Source organism: Arthrobacter sp. BE255 (genome assembly GCF_031457335.1).
GTDB lineage: Bacteria > Actinomycetota > Actinomycetes > Actinomycetales > Micrococcaceae > Arthrobacter.
The window spans coordinates 217,819-235,348 of the sequence record NZ_JAVDWK010000002.1; the positions used below are offsets into that span (position 1 = coordinate 217,819).

Annotated in this window: 14 protein-coding genes; 5 read left to right on the forward strand and 9 right to left on the reverse strand. The window is 65.7% G+C overall.

The window, feature by feature from the left end; genetic code table 11:
• Window positions 1-14: 14 nt before the first annotated feature.
• Genes J2X42_RS04245 through J2X42_RS04255 form a run of 3 tightly spaced genes read right to left on the reverse strand, consistent with a single transcriptional unit; the run spans window position 15 to window position 3,676 of the window.
• A complete protein-coding gene (locus tag J2X42_RS04245) occupies window positions 15-1,058 on the reverse strand; it encodes an alcohol dehydrogenase catalytic domain-containing protein (RefSeq protein WP_310162533.1) in 1,044 nt (347 codons plus the stop codon).
• A 52-nt stretch (window positions 1,059-1,110) separates the two neighbouring features.
• A complete protein-coding gene (locus tag J2X42_RS04250; protein ID WP_310162534.1) occupies window positions 1,111-2,409 on the reverse strand; it encodes a four-carbon acid sugar kinase family protein in 1,299 nt (432 codons plus the stop codon).
• Window position 2,410: 1 nt separating this feature from the next.
• Window positions 2,411-3,676 carry a RuBisCO large subunit C-terminal-like domain-containing protein gene (locus J2X42_RS04255; protein WP_310162536.1) on the reverse strand — a complete coding sequence of 422 codons (1,266 nt, stop codon included), beginning with the start codon at window positions 3,674-3,676 and terminating at the stop codon, window positions 2,411-2,413.
• A gap of 387 nt (window positions 3,677-4,063) precedes the next feature.
• Between J2X42_RS04255 and J2X42_RS04260 the strand changes: the two genes are divergently transcribed.
• On the forward strand, window positions 4,064-4,813 hold the full coding sequence (locus J2X42_RS04260; RefSeq protein ID WP_396134015.1) for a GntR family transcriptional regulator: 750 nt from the start codon (window positions 4,064-4,066) through the stop codon (window positions 4,811-4,813).
• A gap of 356 nt (window positions 4,814-5,169) precedes the next feature.
• On the opposite strand, the gene J2X42_RS04265 is transcribed toward J2X42_RS04260, so the two are convergent.
• The 5 genes from J2X42_RS04265 to pstS all read right to left on the reverse strand — a co-directional run bounded on the left by J2X42_RS04265 (window position 5,170) and on the right by pstS (window position 10,477).
• On the reverse strand, window positions 5,170-6,060 hold the full coding sequence (locus J2X42_RS04265; RefSeq protein ID WP_310162539.1) for a hypothetical protein: 891 nt from the start codon (window positions 6,058-6,060) through the stop codon (window positions 5,170-5,172).
• Between the two features lie 317 nt (window positions 6,061-6,377).
• The gene (pstB, locus tag J2X42_RS04270; protein ID WP_131134851.1) at window positions 6,378-7,157 is read right to left on the reverse strand and encodes a phosphate ABC transporter ATP-binding protein PstB; all 780 of its coding nucleotides are present in this window, start codon (window positions 7,155-7,157) and stop codon (window positions 6,378-6,380) included.
• 43 nt (window positions 7,158-7,200) lie between these two features.
• Complete coding sequence (pstA, locus tag J2X42_RS04275; RefSeq protein ID WP_310162540.1) at window positions 7,201-8,310, reverse strand: phosphate ABC transporter permease PstA; 1,110 nt, start codon at window positions 8,308-8,310, stop codon at window positions 7,201-7,203.
• Window positions 8,311-9,243, reverse strand: coding sequence for a phosphate ABC transporter permease subunit PstC (gene pstC / locus J2X42_RS04280; RefSeq protein ID WP_310162542.1), 933 nt, complete (start codon window positions 9,241-9,243; stop codon window positions 8,311-8,313).
• Window positions 9,244-9,355: 112 nt separating this feature from the next.
• Window positions 9,356-10,477 carry a phosphate ABC transporter substrate-binding protein PstS gene (pstS, locus tag J2X42_RS04285; RefSeq protein WP_310162544.1) on the reverse strand — a complete coding sequence of 374 codons (1,122 nt, stop codon included), beginning with the start codon at window positions 10,475-10,477 and terminating at the stop codon, window positions 9,356-9,358.
• A gap of 233 nt (window positions 10,478-10,710) precedes the next feature.
• On the opposite strand from pstS, the gene J2X42_RS04290 reads away from it, so the two are divergent.
• The 4 genes from J2X42_RS04290 to J2X42_RS04305 all read left to right on the forward strand — a co-directional run bounded on the left by J2X42_RS04290 (window position 10,711) and on the right by J2X42_RS04305 (window position 16,308).
• Complete coding sequence (locus J2X42_RS04290) at window positions 10,711-11,838, forward strand: FUSC family protein (protein ID WP_310162545.1); 1,128 nt, start codon at window positions 10,711-10,713, stop codon at window positions 11,836-11,838.
• Window positions 11,839-11,882: 44 nt separating this feature from the next.
• On the forward strand, window positions 11,883-13,256 hold the full coding sequence (gene radA / locus J2X42_RS04295) for a DNA repair protein RadA (RefSeq protein WP_131134860.1): 1,374 nt from the start codon (window positions 11,883-11,885) through the stop codon (window positions 13,254-13,256).
• A gap of 129 nt (window positions 13,257-13,385) precedes the next feature.
• Window positions 13,386-14,501 (forward strand): TRAP transporter substrate-binding protein DctP, encoded by a 1,116-nt coding sequence (locus tag J2X42_RS04300; RefSeq protein ID WP_310162546.1) that lies wholly within the window; start codon window positions 13,386-13,388, stop codon window positions 14,499-14,501.
• A gap of 88 nt (window positions 14,502-14,589) precedes the next feature.
• Window positions 14,590-16,308: a HAMP domain-containing sensor histidine kinase gene (locus J2X42_RS04305; RefSeq protein ID WP_310162547.1), complete on the forward strand. Its 1,719-nt coding sequence runs from the start codon at window positions 14,590-14,592 to the stop codon at window positions 16,306-16,308.
• On the opposite strand, the gene J2X42_RS04310 is transcribed toward J2X42_RS04305, so the two are convergent.
• Window positions 16,295-17,524: a beta-ketoacyl-[acyl-carrier-protein] synthase family protein gene (locus J2X42_RS04310; RefSeq protein WP_310162550.1), complete on the reverse strand. Its 1,230-nt coding sequence runs from the start codon at window positions 17,522-17,524 to the stop codon at window positions 16,295-16,297. The two genes, J2X42_RS04305 and J2X42_RS04310, sit on opposite strands and share 14 nt — an antisense overlap.
• Window positions 17,525-17,530 lie beyond the last annotated feature (6 nt).

Consider the following 17,530-nt stretch of genomic DNA (forward strand, 5'->3'; position numbering starts at 1 on the left):
GTTGGTGGGTTGGGTTAGCCGAGGCCGGGGATGAGCAGGACTTTGCAGGCGTCGCCGGTGAGAAGTTCGACGGCTTCGTCGATTTCGCTGAGTTTTTTGCGGTGGGTGATGAGCCAGTCGAGTTCCAGTTTTCCGGAGTCGAGCAGCAGCAGGCTTTGTTCCCAGGTTTCCCAGAGCCGGCGGCCGAAGATGCCGCGCAGGGTGATGCCTTTTTTGTTGATGTAGGCGGCGATGTCGACTTCGGCGGGGCGGCTGGGGTGGCCGACGGTGATGACGGTGGCTTCGCGACGGACGGCTTCGAAGAGTGTTGCCAGCGTGCCGGGCGCTCCTGAGCATTCGAAGGCGACGTCGAAGCCGCCGCGGCGGCCGGTGAGTTCGCGGCAGCGTTCGATGATGCCGTCGTTGGGGTGCAGGGCTGTCGCTCCGAGCTTTTCGGCTTGGGCGCGCCGGTAGGGGTTGGGGTCGACAGCGATGACGTGGGAGGCGCCCATGAGCAGTGCCAGGTTCACGACGACGAGGCCGACTGGGCCTGCGCCGCTGACGAGTACGGCCCGGCCTGCAACCGAGTAGTTGGCGCGCTGGATGGCGTGGACCGCGACGCCTGCGGCTTCGAGCAGGGCACCGGACTCGAGCGACAGGCCGGTGGGGAGCTTGACGCAGATGTCCTGCGGCACGGCCGCGTATTCGGCGAAGACACCGTCGATGTGCATGCCCAGGATTCCGGTGCGTTCGCAGGTGTGGGCGTCGCCTGTGCGGCAGGGGAAGCATTGTCCGCAGGTCAGGTGGCTTTCGAGGGCCACCTGGTCGCCCACGCTGAGCCCGGTGACGCCGGGGCCGACCTCGACGATGGTGCCTGCGCCCTCGTGGCCGAGAATGACCGGGAGGTTGAGGTTGAACGCCTGCGCCGACGGGGTCCATTCGTAGAGTTCCCGGTCGGTGCCGCACAGGGACGCGGCTCCTACTTCGATGACGACTGCGCCTTCTGTTGCCTTGGGGTCGCCGGCGTCGGTTACGTACTTAACGCCTCGCTCTGCTGCGTTCTTAACTACTGCCCGCATGGGGGCCGCCTTTCATTGGTTCCGGTGAAGCGTGGAGGATTGTGTTGAGGTATCAGCTGGGGACTTGGCCGGCGAAGCGGCGCAGGATGTCGGTGGGGCCGACCTGTCCGCCCTTGAGCAGCAGCCTGCACCCGCCGACGGCGGAAGCGGCGTCGGCCTGCAGAATCGGGCCGGCTGTGACGAACTGGTCGGACACCCGGAGTTGGCGTACGCCCATGGCGATGAGTGCGTGGCTGGAGGTGTCTCCGCCGCAGACGGCGATGTCGCGGGTGAGGCCGGCTGTGGCCATGCGGGCGGCGATGCCTCCGATGAGCGTGCCGACGTAGCCGGCGTCCACTGGTTGGCCGGCGCCGTAGCGGGGGTCCGTCGATCCGCGGGTGGTGTGCACGACGACGTTCCTGCCTGCCCGGAGGGCAGCGGAAACGCGTTCGTCGAGGGCGGCCACGAGGGCGGCGTCGTCGTGCTGCAGCAGTTCGGCGGGCACGGGAACGTCCTCCCAGCCAGTGGTGATGGCGTCGTTGATCTGTTCCGCTGTGGTGCTGGACGCTGATGCGCTGACGGCCAGCACCGGGCCGGTCGGGCGCTGCGGTCCGGGGACGCGGGGAGTCTGGTCTGAGATGGAGCGTGCCAGGGCTGCCATGATGCCGCCGGATCCGACGACGATGGATGGGCCGTGGCCGTGTTCTTCCCGGGTGAGGGCTTCTGCGATGGCGTCCATCTGGTGTTCGTCCACGGCGTCGACGACGAAGGCCTGTTCCCCGGGGTCCCGGCGCCGGTCTGCCCAGGAGTCCTTGAAGGTGCCGTCCTGGTAGGCGGGCAGGTGGATGGCTCCGGGCATTTGGGTGCCGCCGAGCTGTTCGGCCAGGACCTCGCGGAGGTCCGCCTCGGACATGGGGGTGGACGGGTGCCCGGACATGACCGGGTGGCGGTCCAGCCGGTAAATTTTACCGGCGTGGGTGGCGTAGTGGTTGCTGAAGGAGGTGTACCGGCCGAACCCCGGCTGGGCCGGCACCACGGGAATGGGGCCGTGCAGGGGAAACTGCTCATGGAGCAACTGGATCCCGCGGCCGATGCTTCCCACAGTGGTGGAGCTGTCGAACGTGGAGCAGACCTTGTACAGCAGCACCTCAAGATTCAGGGCAGCGATCCCGGCAAGGTCACGGGCCACCAGGTTGTCGAACGCTGTTCCCGACAGGGAGCGGGCCGGTCCTGCGAACCCGACAACGTCGGTGTCCGTGGGCAGGGGCGCGTCCCCGATGACCAGCGCAGCTTCCAGACCGTAGCGGTGGGACTGGGCCAGGACGTCGGCGGCTCCGGTGAGGTCGTCCGCGACGAAACCAAAAGCTGGCATGTCAGGCACCTTTCCCGAAAGTCTGGACTGCATGCAACAGGGCGTCATCTCCAGTTTCCGCCTGCGTGGTGGCTGCAGTCTGCAGCGGCACCCCGTCCACGGCCGCTTCCCACGCCTGGCGCAGGCTCCGCACCCCGGCCCCGGGACCGTCCGGGTGGGCGGCAACCCCGCCGCCGGCCAGCATCATCAGGTCGGTGGAACCAACCGCGTCGAAGGTGGGGCCGGGCGTGGTGACGTTCTGCCCGGAGGACAACACCGGAAGTGGCGTGATGGTCTGTCCGAGGGGTTCGAGGAGGCAGCGGATATTGGCCGCGACTTCTTCATCGAGTTCGTAGAACTTGCTGCCGAGCCCGGAAGCGTGCAGGTGGTCGGCGCCGGCAAGGCGGGCCATCTGCTGCCAGACCCGGTAGTCCATGCCCAGGGCCTTGGACCGCATCGAGGCGGCGAGGCCGGCGCGGTGGCCGTGGATCGGGACCTCGGCGAAGCTGCGCAGCAGGGCCAGGGCGGGCAGGCCCATCACCGGGATGTTCAGCATCACGCAGGTTCCGCCGGCCTTCACGACCAGGTCATGGCGATTGCGCAGTCCGGCGAGATCACCGGTGATGTTGAAGGCATACATGGTGCAGTGGCCTGTGACCTGCTCGGCGGCGCGGATTTCCTCGGTGGCGACCGCGATCCGGCGCTCCAGAGGCAGGTACGCCGGATCAGTCATGAGCTCGTCGTCTTTGATCAGGTCAATGGACGCCATCGCCAGATCCCGGACCACGAGCCGGAACTCTTCTTCCGAGAGTCCGACATTGGGCTTGACGATGGTGCCGACCATCACGCCCTGAACGTCGCTGATGAGTTTGCGCGTCCCGTCGATGCCGAAGGCCGGCCCGGGGTGGGCGGCGATAAAGTCCCCGGGCAACTGAATGTCCTGGAGCCGGCAGGCATACAGATCACCCAGCTCGAAAAGATTGCCGGCGATGGCAGTCTGCAGGGTGGCCAAGTCGGTTCCGACGTTCTCCATCGGGAAATCGACAGTCACGATGGCGGCGCGGACTTTTTCCGGGTTGGTACGTGAGGGCAGGGAAGGCCGGCAAAAACCGAGCTCCTGAACATCCGATATCCGGGCGGCGTGCCGTTCCCGGATCCGGGCGGATTCGCCGGGGACCGGCAGGAACGTGCCGCTGGACTGCTCGCCCGCCATGATGGCGGCGGCCTTCTCAGGCTCAATCTCAGACTCTAAGTAGTAGGTGCAACGCACCGAGCGCGGGTCGCGCATGGATTCTCCAATTCGAGGGGTTGTGAAACTCACGTATCCGACTGTCACCTGTAGGTACTTTCACTTCGCTCACGCGCCGATGCGGGCTCAAGCAGCTGACTCGCACTTGGGTCCACGGCATCTTCTGTGATCCACTGGTGCGAAGTTGTACGTACCTTTGATACGTACAATAATGGGTGGTGTAGGTCACGTCAAGATCGGACTAGAACACTCCGACCGCTAGTGAAGCAGCGGGAGGGCTAAGATTTGCACAGCGGCAGAGGAGTTAGCATGAGTTTGGAACCAGCAGAACCAGGCGCGGAGCCGGCCGAACGCAGCGGTGGTCTGAACCGGCAAGAAGGAGGCCCCCTTCATGCACAAATCCGGGATATCCTGCACCGGCAAATCGTGGACCTTGCACTGTCCCCAGGCTCTTCCCTGCCCACGGAAGAGGAACTGCAAAGGCAGTTCGGGGTCTCCCGCAGCGTCGTGCGCCAGGCCCTGTCAGGCCTTGCCGACCTCGGCCTGATCCGCCGCCAGCGCGGCCGCGGCAGCGTAGTGGCCGCAACGCCTGTCCTCCGCCGGCACGTCCAGCGCGCCGGCGGACTGGATGAACAAGCCGCCGCGCACGGCCAGCGCCTGCGCACCCATGTCCTCAGCGTGGAACCTTCCGAGCCGCCCCAGACGGGCATCGAGGCCCTCGGCACCACCAACACCTGGAAAATCGAGCGCGTCCGCTACCTCGACGATCTTCCCGTTGCCTTCATGCGTAACTGGGTCCCGCGCGACTTCTTCCCGCACTTCACCGTGGAACTGCTCGAAAACGCCTCACTCCTCAGCCTGATGCGCGACCACGGTTACCACCCCGCCGGGGGACCCCGCCAAGTGCAGGCCGTGTCCTCAGATCCTGACCTGGCACGGAAACTGAACATCAACACCCGGGAACCGCTGCTCCTGCTCCAAGGCGTCACCCGGGACGCCCTCGGCCATGGACTCGAATGGTTCAACGTCTGGCACAGCCCCAACACCGTCTTTGACGTCGACGCACAAGTCACCAGCCAGCCCGGGCGCGTGTCCCAAGAGCACCTCCGCCGCCTACGGAACCTGACCCAGCAACTGGAAGCAGAACTAACCGACCTCGAACAAGGAGCACGCTAAAACGGGCCCCACGGACGGCCGACCTCTGACGTCTATCGGGACACCTCAAAAGTTGGGAGTCGACGCCGGCAAGAAGCAGGCGCACCCTTGCAGGCCGCCAATGCCTTCTCCCGTTTGGCCTGGCTTGTCTCATAACCTGTGTGCCTCAAATCCCTAGGATTTCGAGGTAAATGAAGCGCCACGGCAGATAAAGGCCATGGAGTCCCTCGGAACTGGTTTTCGCGTTTTGCTCTTCTCCACCGGGATTCTATTGCTGACCTTGAACCTGGTGTTCTCCTAAAACAGGGCCCTCTACGACTGTCCCGTTGAGGGTCCGTTCGGTAAAGGTTCCCATCCGTGAGGGCCAGGCAAGAGGACTACAAGTCGGAGCGTCGTGGAATGACTGAAGCCAGTCTCTCCTGGGCTGCGCGTATTATCTCCGTCAGCTGCGGTTCGTAGCCTGAGTAGTCGGCGAATCGCAGGACGCCGTAGGTAAGCACTGCGTCTGCCAGTTTAAGGATCTTCGTAATGGCTATGGGATCAGGAGCCCTATCAGTTTCGAAAAGACCAGGTGAGATCTCCTTTCTGGGGTTGACGATTTGCAACTCCAATGCTGGCCACCTCTTGCCATGAGCCGAACCCGCTGAAGCCCGCCACAGGCGTTCGACCACCTCAGGATCAACCAGATCAGCCTCGCCAGACCCCTTGGCTGCAACTGTCGCAGCTGCGTCTTTCACAATATTCATGTATCCCGGGAACCGTCCGATGTCCCGTTCGCTGATGAATGGCTCAAGCCTGTCCAGAACAACTTGGCGGGCGCGTTTTAGACGTGTCTTCCGTTCGTCACCGACTGCAGCTTTACGCTGCTCGTCGAGGTCATCGAGTAAAAGGCAAACGTGGCGGCGGGCGCACTCACGTGCTGAGTCACCGTTCATCATCCATACAGCCTGCGATGCAGATTCGATTGCCGCACGTGACAAGGTTTGAACGGGGCGAAAAGTATGAGTTACCTGTGCCTCTTCATGGAACAGGAGAGGGGCCACGTGATCCGCCCAGAGCGTCATGTGCTCGATTCCTGCAGTTAGAAACTCTCGGCACCAGTCGGAGGACCGTTCGGGCGGGTAGTGGGCGTTGATCACTTCAAAGTTGGACGGGCTTAGGGGCTCACCGATCTGGGAGAGCATGTCGGCTAACAATCGCGATGACTGAGCCACTGCCACCCAAGGTTCGATCGTCGATCTATCGATAGCGATTCTCGTCATAGCCATGGCCTCACCCTAAGTCCTCAAATCCCGCAGGCAGCAGAACTGCTGGGCCTTGCTCCAGCAGTGTCTGGAGCTGTCCGGTCAAAGTTCCCCTTACGCGACCGGCCAAAGTCGCGCCACAAGCCCAATCAGACGTGTCTCATAACCTAGGTGCCATATCGCTAGCGATACAAGACAGCCTGTGGAGCAACGGGCCGGGCTGTGCAGACGGCTTTGGACATTCTGCGCAGTCGACTTTGAAATCTGCCAGCTGGGCCCAGACCAGCAGGAAGCCCCGGACCATTCTCCAGGTCCGGGGCTTCCCTAAACAGCTCATGGATTTATCCGAAGCGGCCGGAAACGTAGTCCTCCGTGGCCTTCTGGCCCGGGTTGTTGAAGATGGTGGTGGTGTCCGCGAATTCAATCAGCTTGCCCGGCTTGCCCGTGCCGGCGATGTTGAAGAACGCGGTCCGGTCCGAGACGCGGGCGGCCTGCTGCATGTTGTGGGTCACGATCACCACGGTGTACTGGTCCTTGAGCTCATTGATGAGGTCCTCGACGGCCAGCGTGGAGATGGGGTCCAGGGCCGAGCACGGCTCGTCCATCAGGATCACCTGCGGTTCCACGGCGATGGCACGTGCGATGCAGAGGCGCTGCTGCTGCCCGCCGGAGAGCCCGGAGCCGGGCTTCTCCAGCCGGTCCTTGACCTCGTTCCAGAGGTTGGCGCCCTGCAGCGAGCGCTCCACCAGGGCATCGGCCTCGCCCTTGGAGATCTTCTGGTTGTTCAGCTTCACGCCGGCCAGCACGTTGTCGCGGATGGACATGGTGGGGAACGGGTTGGGCCGCTGGAAGACCATGCCGATCTGCGAACGGACAGTCACGGGGTCAACTCCGGGGCCGTAGAGATTGTCCCCGTCGAGCAGGACTTCGCCCTCCACCCGGGCGCCGGGGAGGACCTCGTGCATACGGTTCAGTGTCCGCAGGAACGTGGACTTTCCACAGCCGGAAGGGCCGATGAACGCCGTGACGGACTTGGCTTCGATGTTGATGCTGACGTCTTCCACGGCGAGGAAATTGCCGTAGTAGACGTTCAGGTCTTTGACGTCGATGCGCTTAGACATGATGTTCCTTCACTTGCTGGGGTACGGATTAAGTTTAGGCGGCCTAGCGGCCGGTCTTGGGGGCGAACAGCCTGGCGATGAGCCGGGCGCCGAGGTTCAGGAGCATCACCAGGATGATCAGCACCAGGGCAGCGCCCCAGGCCCGTTGCGAGGACGGGTCCGGGTTCGCCGGCGACGTCGGATTCAGGATCTGCGTGTAAATGAACGTGGGCAGGGACGCCATCCAGCCGCCGAAGACGTTGCCGTTGATGCTCGTGGCAAACCCTGCGGTGACCAGGATCGGCGCGGTTTCGCCGATCACCCGGGCAATCGCGAGGGTGACGCCGGACGCGATGCCGGAGATCGCCGTCGGGATGACCACCTTCAGGATGGTGCGCCACTTGCGCACGCCCAGGGCGTAGGCCGCCTCGCGCAGCTCATTGGGCACGATCTTCAGCATTTCCTCGCTGGATCGCACCACCACGGGAATCATGAGGACGGAAAGCGCGACGGCGGCCACGGCACCGGTCTTGGTGCCCGGTCCCACCACGGCGAAGAAGAAGGCTGCGGCGAACAGGCCGGCCACGATGGACGGGATGCCGGTCATCACGTCCACGAAGAAGGTGATGGCCCGTGCCAGGCGGCCATCGTGGCCGTACTCCACCAGGTAGATGGCGGTGAGCAGGCCCACGGGCACCGAGATGACAGTGGCCAGGAGGGTGATCTGCACAGTGCCGAGCAGCGCGTGGTAGATGCCGCCCAGTACGGGGGCGCCTTCCTCCACGGCCTTGTTGTCGTAGACGCCGGTGACGCCGTTCATGGAGCTGCCCAGGAATCCGGGGGTAATGATGCCGGGAATGCCGTTGGCCAGGACGGTCCAGATGACCGAGATCAGCGGAAGAAGCGCGATCAGGAAGGAGCCCACCACCAGGCAGGTGGCCAGCTTGTCCTTGGCTTTCCGGGAACCTTCGACGGCGGCGCTCCAGCCCACCAGGCCGGCGGCGAACAGGATGGCGGAGACGATGCCCCAGCCGAACGCGTTGAAGCCGATCAGGGCGAGGATGGCGGCGCCGGCGATCAGGGCGAGCGCAAGGACCACGTACGGTGCGTACTTGGGCAGCTGGCCTTTGGTGAGGGCCGAGCGCTTGCGGACCGGGGTCAGGGTGGAGGTCATTTAGTTGGCTCCCGAGAATTCTTTGTGCCGGGTAATGATCCAGCGGGCGATCATGTTCACGCCCAGGGTGATCACGAACAGGACCAGGCCTGCGGCGATGAGGGTGCTGACCTTGAGCCCGCTGGCTTCGGGAAAGTTCAGTGCGATTTCGGCGGCGATGGTCTGGTTGCCGGACTGGATCAGGCTGGCGGTCAGTGCGCCGGAGGACAGCACCAGGGCAACGGCCATGGTTTCGCCGAGGGCGCGGCCCAGGCCGAGCATGATGGCGCTGATGATGCCCGGGCGGGCGAAGGGCAGCACGGCCATCTTGATCATTTCCCAACGCGTGGCGCCCAGGGCCAGTGCCGCTTCCTCATGGAGCTTGGGGGTCTGCAGGAAGATTTCGCGGCTCAGGGACGTGATGATGGGCAGCACCATCACGGACAGCACGATGCCTGCGGTGAGGATGGTCTTTCCGGTGGCGGAGGCCGGTCCCTGGAAGATGGGCAGCCAGCCCATGTTGTCTGCCAGCCAGTTGTAGGCCGGTGAGATTTCCTTGGCCAGGAACGCGGCACCCCAGGCGCCGTAGACCACGGACGGGATGGCGGCCAGCAGGTCGATCACGTAGCCCAATCCGGCCGCGAGCTGGCGCGGCGCGAAGTGCGAGATGAACAGGGCCACCCCGATGGCGATGGGGGTGGCGATCACCAGGGCGATGGCGGCGGCGATCAGGGTGCCCACCACGATCGGCCAGATGTAGGCGAAGAATCCCTCGCCGCCCTGGATCTCGGCGGCCGGGGCGGTGAGCGCAGGAATCGCCTGCACCACAAGGAACAGGGCAACGCCGAACAGGACGGCAAGGATCAGGCACCCTGCTGCCAGGGTTGCTCCGGAAAAGATCTTGTCCCCGGCGCGGCCTGCGCCCTGGGAGCTTTTCAGGGAGGTGACGGTCATTCCCGACCCTTCGGTTGAGGTGGTGCTTGGGGAAAGCGTGAAGCAAGGTTTACAAAAGCCAAGTTCCCCGCCCCGCCTCTCGGCGTGGCGGGGAACTCGTTCAGGGCAGGTACTAGGACTTGACCTTGATGGACTCGATGGCCTTGACGGCCTTCGCGGCGAGGGTCGAGGAGAGCGGCGCGGACTTGGCCGAGTCTGCTGCTACCTTCTGGCCTTCGTCGGAAACTACGTAGTTTTCGAATGCCTTGACGAGGTCAACGGTTTCCTGCTTGTCGTAGGTGGTGCAGACAACGTGGTAGGAAACCAGGACCACCGGGTAGGCGCCGGAAGCGGTGGTCTTGCGGTCCAGCTTGATGGCGACGTCGGTGGCGGAGCGGCCTTCAACGGGCTTGCCGGCTTCAACAGCCTTGGCTGCGGCGTCGGCGGAGATCTTGACGAACTCCTCGCCCACCTTGATGGAGGCGGTGCCCAGCTTGCCGCCCACGGCGGAGTCATCGGCGTAGGTTACGGCGCCCGGGGTGTCGGTGACGGTCTTGACCACACCGGAGGTGCCCTTGGCGTTTTCACCCTGCAGGGTGGCCGGCCAAATGCCGGCGGACTTGTCCGTCCAGACCTCCGGGGCTGCCGAGGCCAGGTAGTCCGTGAAGTTCGTGGTGGTGCCGGAGTCGTCCGAGCGGTTCACCGGGGTGACCTTCAGGTCCGGCAGGCTGACGCCCGCGTTCAAGGCGGCGATGGCGGGGTCGTTCCACTTGGCGATCTGGCCACGGAAGATCTTGGCCACGGTGGCTGCGTCAAGCTTCAGCTCGGTGACGCCCGGGACGTTGAACGCCACAGCGATCGGGGAGATGTAGACCGGGATGTTGATGGCGCCCTCGGGGCCACAGACAGTCTTGGAGCTGGCCAGCTCGTCATCCTTGAGGTACGCGTCCGAACCGGCGAACTGGGCCGAGCCGTCGATGATGGCCTTGCGGCCTGCGCCCGAGCCGTCCGGGGAGTACTGGACCGTGGCACCGGAGTTGGCGGCAGCGAAGCCGGCCTTCCAGGCGTCCATGGCTGCGCCGGTGGAGGAGGCGCCGATGCCCGTGAGGGTGCCGGTGACCTTGGGGCCAGCGGAAGTCTGGTTGCCAGCAGGCGCAGCGCCCGTAGGGTTGTTTGAACCGCAGGCGGTGAGCGCGAGAGCGCCGGCTGCGATAACAGCGATAGCCGCGTGGCGGCCGAAGCGGAGAGCCTTCACTAGATGTACCCCTTCCAGGGTTATTCAGTTGCGGGCAGGACCGGAGACGCCCTGCAGCGCGATGCGTACGTTCTGTACCTTCATTGAAGTTATGGGCCGCAGGTAACGGGATGGGCTGTCCAAAGTGAACGGGAAATTAACGACTGCGGGATATTGGTTTACATCTGCAGCGTCACCATTGCGCTGATCACATGTCCGGTCGTAGTGCACAGCCAGTGAATAGACTTGAACCCATGGCCATCGCAGCAGGACTCTCAGCAAGCCGGCGTTTCCTGCGTGGCCGCATCCGTACCGGCCTGATCCGCAGCCGCAACTCGCTGTTCCCGGCCATCCAGATGACCGGCTGCGCCGTAGGGGCATACGCGTTCGCCGAGTACGTGCTCGGGCATTCGGGTCCGCTGTTCGCGGCAACATCATCACTGATTGCCCTGGGCTTCTCCCGGGAGCCCCGGCTGCGCAGGGTGGTGGAAGTAGGGCTGGGCTGCACGATTGGCATTGTTGTGGGTGATTTGCTCCTCCACTGGCTGGGCGGCGATATCTGGGTTGCCGCCGTCGTCCTCCTGATCTCCATCCTGCTGGCGCGCTTCCTCGACGGCGGCAACATCTTCACCACCCAGCTGGGGCTGCAGTCGCTGCTGGTGGTGCTGCTGCCGGCACCGGCCGGCGGGCCCTTCACGCGCAGCCTGGACGCCATTGTGGGCGGGCTGTTCGCGCTGCTGGTGACCATCCTGGTGCCCAAGGATCCGCGCCGGGAGCCCCGCAAGGATGTCCAGAAGCTGCTCCACGAACTGGCCGAAGTGCTGCGGGAGTGCGCCACGGCCCTCAGCAACAGCGATTCCACGCAGGCGTGGCATGCGCTGATCCGCGGCCGGAACTGCCAGCCGCTGGTGGACGCGATGCGCCATTCCCTGCGCGCTTCCGGCGAGGTGGCCACACTCGCACCGGCTTACCGCCGGCACCGCGACGAGCTGGACCGGCTCAAGCAGTCACTGGACTTCATCGATCTTGCCCTGCGTAACAGCCGGGTCTTCGCGCGCCGGCTGACCAGCGCCATCAACCACGCCGCACTGTCCGATGAAGCCACCGACAACATCGCGGAGGTCCTGCAGGACACCGCTGCCGCCATTGACGAGCTGTCGCTCGGCCTGGCGGAAACGCAGGACGGGGCCCGGCGCGCCCACCTGCGCACCGCCCGGCAGGACCTCAGCGAGATCGCCCTCCGCCTGCACCCGAAGCTGCTGGAGGTCCAGCGGCTTGAAGGCGAGACGGTGGTCATGCTGTTCCGCCCGCTGATGGTGGACCTGCTGGAAGCCACGGGGATGGATTCCCACGAAGCCCGGGACGTCCTGCCCGGGCTGTAGCGGCCAGGCGGGCGATGTCGGCCCCCGCCGCTAGGGTGGAACCCATGGCAACAAAGACTTCCCGCGCGTCCAAGGCGCCCGCTTACAAGTGCGCCGAATGCGGCTGGACCACCGTCAAGTGGGTAGGCCGCTGCGGCGAGTGCCAGGCGTGGGGCACCGTGGAGGAAACCGGCGCCGCTGTGGCGCGTACGACGGCGGCAACAACGGTCCTGGAGCCGGCCCGCCGGATTGCCGAGGTGGACGCCACCACTGCGGCGTTCCTGCCCACGGGCGTGGACGAACTGGACCGCGTGCTGGGCGGCGGTTTGGTCCCCGGCGCCGTGATTCTGCTGGCGGGCGAGCCCGGCGTGGGCAAGTCCACCCTGCTGCTTGACGTCGCCGCGAAGTTCGCCCGCACAGCCCAGGACGTCCTGTACATCACGGGCGAGGAATCGGCCGCGCAGGTGAAGCTGCGCGCGGAGCGGATCGACGCCGTCGCGGATTCCCTCTACCTGTCCGCCGAGACGGACCTGGGGCAGGCGCTCGGGCAGGTGGAAAAGGTGGAGCCCCGGCTGTTGATCGTGGACTCCGTGCAGACGCTCAGCAGCGCGGACGTTGACGGCAGCGCCGGCGGAGTCTCCCAGGTGCGCGAGGTCGCAGCCTCCATCATCGCCGCGGCCAAGCGGCGCAACATGACCACGCTGCTGGTGGGCCATGTGACGAAGGACGGTTCCATCGCCGGGCCGCGGCTTTTGGAGCACCTTGTGGATGTGGTGTGTCAGTTCGAAGGTGAGCGCCATTCCAGGCTCCGGCTGTTGCGGGCCGTGAAGAACCGGTACGGTCCCACGGACGATGTTGGCTGCTTCGACCTGAACGAGGACGGCATTGAGGGCCTCGCTGATCCCAGCGGACTGTTTGTCAGCCGCACCAAGGAGCCCGTGTCCGGCACCTGCATCACCGTGACCATGGAGGGCAGGCGGCCGCTGCTGGCCGAGGTGCAGTCGCTGCTCGCCGAAAGCCCCAACTCGCAGCCGCGCCGTGCCACCAGCGGCCTGGACAGCTCCCGCGTGTCCATGCTGCTCGCCGTGCTGCAGCAGCGCGCCGGGTGCCTTCTGCACAAGGACGACTCCTACGTGGCAACGGTGGGCGGCGTGAAGCTGAGCGAACCCGCCACGGACCTTGCGGTCGCGCTGGCGGTGGCCTCGGCCAAGGCCCGGAAACCGCTGCCCATCCGCCTGATCGCCTTCGGTGAGGTGGGTCTGGCGGGCGAAGTCCGGCCCGTTCCCGGCATCAACCAGCGCATCCAGGAGGCCCACCGGCTGGGCTTCACGCACGCCGTCGTCCCCGCCAGCCACAACGGCCCGGGTCCGGTTCCGGCGGGCTTCTCCGTGCGTGAGGTGGAGCACCTGACGGAGGCGCTGAGCCTGTTGATCGGGTAGGCCCCCTCGCCCCTAATACTCCCAAATCCGTTGCCGCGGGTTACCCGCGGGCGTAGGGTTCGCGTAAGGATGCGCCCGTTGCGCCTTCCCCATAACTGAAGCAGCCCGTTCCTCCCGAAAGGTTCGGCCATGGTGCAACCGGCAAAGGTTCGTGCGGCGTTCCTCCTTTTCCTGCTGCTGGTGCCAGCAGCTGCCTGTACCTACGAGGAGGGCACGGACGAGCCCACCCACGCTGTCGCTACCGAGTCCGGCGCCTTGACGGTGCTCCGTATCGGGACGAACGACGATGGGCTGGTCCCCACCCGCGGGCAGATTGATGAGTTTGCCCGCCAGGTAGCGGAACGTTCAAACGGGGAACTTGCCATTGAACCGGTGTTCCGGGCCGGTGGAGACCAGACCAGGGAATGGGACCAGGTGGTTGCGCGGAAGGCCATCTCCGGAGAGCTGGCCATGGCCGTCGTGCCGGCCCGCGCCTGGGACACCGAGGGTGTTGACTCTTTCCGTGCCCTGTCTGTGCCATTCCTGGTGACTTCGGATGCCCTCATCAAGGAAGCCGTGAAGCCGGAACTCGCGGACGGAATGCTGGCCGGGCTGAAGGATGTGGGGCTCACCGGACTGGCGCTGTTTCCTGAAGGACCGCGGCCCCTCTTTTCGTTCGGCAGCCCAATTCTTACGCCGGCGGACGTGAAGGGGATGGTCATCAGGGCCCCGAAGTCGGCCACCAACTATTCGGTCCTGGAGGCACTAGGCGCGGTGCCGGCTGACATTGCAGACGAAGAATTCGGAAACGAAGTCGAGGCCGGCAACGTGGGTGGAACAGAGTCGTCCCTCGCCTACGCAGACGGCCTGCCCGGGGCCCACACGAAGACCGGTCGGGCCGTCGTCACGGGCAACCTCGTTCTCTATTCCAAGATCAACACGCTCGTCATCAACGCGAAAGTCATGGACGGGCTGGATGAGGGCCAGCGGCAGATCCTCCGTGATTCCGCGGCCTTTACCAGGGACTGGTCCACGTCGTTGCTCTCGACACTCGCCGCCGAAGCCCGCAGGTATTGCGAGGGCGGAGGCACGGTGGTCATGGCCACGGAAGGCGATCTGGAAGCCTTTCATGCCGCTACCGCGCCCCTCACTGCCGAGCTCGAAAAGGACCACCGCACCAAAGACATCATCGAGCGTCTCCGTGGCTTTGCTGCCGGCGCGCCGGCGGAGGCCGCCGTCGAACCCTGCGACTTCGACACGTATTGAAAAGCTCTCCGGCGGGAGCTAAGAGCTAGGCTGGCGTAACGACCTTCAGGCAGCCGGAGGTTCTCATTACTGCGCCTGGGGGGCCGGAGTGACTAATCGAATACAAGCAGGCGTATCCGCAGAAGACGACCTGGAGGAAGGGAACCGCCTCGCCGGAAGGCTGGACGCGTTCTTCGGGGGCCTTGGCGTCCGGGGCCGGGTGGTGATGAGCCAGCTTCCGCTCACGGTTACTGTGGTGCTCATCGTGGTGGCTGCCGCTCTGTTCAGCCCCGAGACGCTGGCGGACAATGCCTTCAGGCTGGCGTTGCTGGCGCATTCGGCCATCTTCGCCGCCTGCGTAATTCTTCCGTGGGACAGGCTGCCGTCAGCCGCATTCACGGTGATACCTTTCCTTGATTGCCTTGCCATCGGCTTCACTCGCCAGGCCGGTGGCGCCAATTTCGCGGTTCTGAGCCTGCTGCTCGTGTTCCCGGTGGTGTGGCTCGCCATTGGCCGCCAGCGCATCAGGGTGGTGATGGCTGTGGTGGGCACGGTACTCAGCACAACCGTCCCTGCAGTAGTTCTAGGCACGCCCCCGGCCCAAGGCTCGATGATCCGGACCATCTTCCTGCCCCTTGTTATGGCAGCAATCGCAGTAACGGCGCATGTCGTCTCCGGGACGCTTCACCGCCAGCGTACGGCCATGGTCAGCAAGGACGAGGCGCTGGCAGAAACACTCACCGAAAGCGTGGAACGCCAGCGGCTGCTGGACGCCGTACTCGGCGCCGTGGGGGTGGGCGTCTGGGTGGTTGACCATGAAGGGAACAACGTCCTGACCAACCGGGCCGTCCGCGCCGATCCCGTCCTTGCCCGGCTGACCGACGGGGACACCGGGACCCGGCTGCTGCTGGGCGACCAGGCAACTCCGGTGGCACCCCGCATGCTCCCGGTAGCACGCGTGACACGGGGCGACATGTTTACGGACGAGCTCCTGTGGGCTGGCGACGACGGGAAACAACGTGCCTATTCGGTGAGCGCGCACGTCATCCGCTCCACGGACGGCGTCCGCAGCGGGGGCGTCATAACCTTCGTGGACGTGACCGCCCTGATCACGGCACTGGCCGCCAAGGACAACTTCGTCGGCACCGTCTCGCACGAACTCCGGACACCGCTCACCTCCATCCTCGGCTACCTGGAACTGGTCCTGGACGAGCCGGGGCACGAGACGATCGAAGCCGAGCTAAAGGTGGTGCACCGCAACGCCACGCACCTTCTGGGCCTCGTGAACGACCTGATAGCGGTAGCCTCCGAACGGGTGGAGCTGTCACTGCAGGAAACGGACCTCGCCCGGCTCCTCGCCGACGTCGTCAATTCCACCCTCCCCCAGGCCGCGAACAGGGGCCTGGAGCTGGTACTTGAGGCCGAGCAGCCGCTGACTGCCCTGATGGACGGCGACCGGATCCGGCAGGTCGTGGGGAACCTGCTCTCGAACGCGATCAAATACTCCCCCGACGGCGGCCGCATCACCGCGCGGGCGCACAGAACCGGGACAGACCTCGTCTGTTCGATCACGGATCCGGGCGTCGGCATGAGCGCTGAGGACCAGGAACAGGCCTTCACCAAGTTCTTCCGCTCCGCACGGTCACGCGAAACGGCCATCCCCGGGGCCGGGCTGGGGCTGCCTGTCAGCAAGACCATCATCGAAGGCCACGGCGGCTCCCTGAGCCTCACAAGCTCACCGGGCGCGGGCACGACGGCAACGTTCATCCTGCCATGCGGCCAGACCAGCGCTCCGGGTCCTGAGGCTGTGGTGTTCAGCTCCCCGTAATCACCAGCGCGACGCTGTGTCCGCCGAAGCCGAAGGCGTTCACCAGGCCGGCCGGGGCGGTGCCCGGAGCGAGGGTGTGGGCGGGGTCGGTGATGACGTTCAGGTCCACTTCAGGATCCAGCGCCTCAACATTCAGCGTCCCGGGGAGCTGGCCGGTCAGCAGGGCCTGGACCACAACAACGGCGGCCAGCGCCCCTGCTCCGCCCAAAAGATGCCCGGTATGGCCCTTGGTGGAGGTCACGGGCACGTCGGAACCAAGAATGGCGGTGATGGCCTGCGCCTCCAGCCGGTCCCCCACCGGGGTGGAGGTGGCGTGGGCGTGGACGAAGCCGATGTCCGCGGCGTCCATTCCGGCCGAGGCCAGGGCCTTCTGCATGACCCGCCGCTGCATGGCTGGGTCCGCCGCCACGATGTCGTTCGCGTCAGAGGTCACCGCGCCGCCGGCGACGGCAGCCAGGACGGCTGCGCCGCGCGCCCGGGCATGCGCCTCGCTCTCCAGCACCACAATGCCGGCGCCCTCGGCGAGCACAAAACCGTCGCGGCCGCCGTCGAACGGGCGCGATGCGCGCTGCGGTTCGCCGTTGCGCGTGGAGAGGGCACGGATCTGGGAGAACCCCGTGATCACCAGGTCGTTCACCGAGGCGTCCACGCCGCCGGCGATCACGACGTCGGCCGCCCCGGACAGGATCATTTCGGCACCCTGGACGATTGCTTCGGCACCGGACGCGCAGGCGCTGACAGGGGTCCGGGCGCCGCCGCGGGCACCCAGGTCGATGGACACCCAGGCTGCGGGCCCGTTGACCATCAGCCGGGTGAGCGTGTGCGGCGAGACCCGGCGCGGGCCGCCGCTGGCCAGGGCCCGGTCCTGCTCGATCGTGGAACCGAGGCCGCCGTAGGCGGAGCCGATCACCACGGCAAACCGTTCGGGGTCGACGTCGGGCGCCCCCGCCTGCTGCCAGGCTTCGCGGGCAGCCACCAGGGCAAGCTGTCCGCACCGGTCCATCCGCTTCAGCTCGCGGGTGGTGAGGTGCTCCGAGAGGTCGGCCGTGACCTGCCCGGCCATCCGCACGGGCAGCTGTCCGGCCCAGTCGTCCTCCAGCGGGGCGATCCCGGAGCGGCCGGCGAGCAGCGCTTCCCAGGTCTGCTCCACGTTGGATCCGAGGGGGTTGATGGTGCCGGCGCCCGTGATGAGCGCTCGTGGTTGAACTGCAGGCATGGGACG

What these genes read in the sequence shown, in the direction of transcription:
- J2X42_RS04245 (WP_310162533.1), bottom strand. Translation starts at nt 1,058, where the DNA reads ATGCGGGCAGTAGTTAAGAACGCAGCAGAGCGAGGCGTTAAGTACGTA.
- J2X42_RS04250 (WP_310162534.1), bottom strand. Translation starts at nt 2,409, where the DNA reads ATGCCAGCTTTTGGTTTCGTCGCGGACGACCTCACCGGAGCCGCCGAC.
- J2X42_RS04255 (WP_310162536.1), bottom strand. Translation starts at nt 3,676, where the DNA reads ATGCGCGACCCGCGCTCGGTGCGTTGCACCTACTACTTAGAGTCTGAG.
- J2X42_RS04265 (WP_310162539.1), bottom strand. Translation starts at nt 6,060, where the DNA reads ATGGCTATGACGAGAATCGCTATCGATAGATCGACGATCGAACCTTGG.
- pstB (WP_131134851.1), bottom strand. Translation starts at nt 7,157, where the DNA reads ATGTCTAAGCGCATCGACGTCAAAGACCTGAACGTCTACTACGGCAAT.
- pstA (WP_310162540.1), bottom strand. Translation starts at nt 8,310, where the DNA reads ATGACCTCCACCCTGACCCCGGTCCGCAAGCGCTCGGCCCTCACCAAA.
- pstC (WP_310162542.1), bottom strand. Translation starts at nt 9,243, where the DNA reads ATGACCGTCACCTCCCTGAAAAGCTCCCAGGGCGCAGGCCGCGCCGGG.
- J2X42_RS04290 (WP_310162545.1), top strand. Translation starts at nt 10,711, where the DNA reads ATGGCCATCGCAGCAGGACTCTCAGCAAGCCGGCGTTTCCTGCGTGGC.
- radA (WP_131134860.1), top strand. Translation starts at nt 11,883, where the DNA reads ATGGCAACAAAGACTTCCCGCGCGTCCAAGGCGCCCGCTTACAAGTGC.
- J2X42_RS04300 (WP_310162546.1), top strand. Translation starts at nt 13,386, where the DNA reads ATGGTGCAACCGGCAAAGGTTCGTGCGGCGTTCCTCCTTTTCCTGCTG.
- J2X42_RS04310 (WP_310162550.1), bottom strand. Translation starts at nt 17,524, where the DNA reads ATGCCTGCAGTTCAACCACGAGCGCTCATCACGGGCGCCGGCACCATC.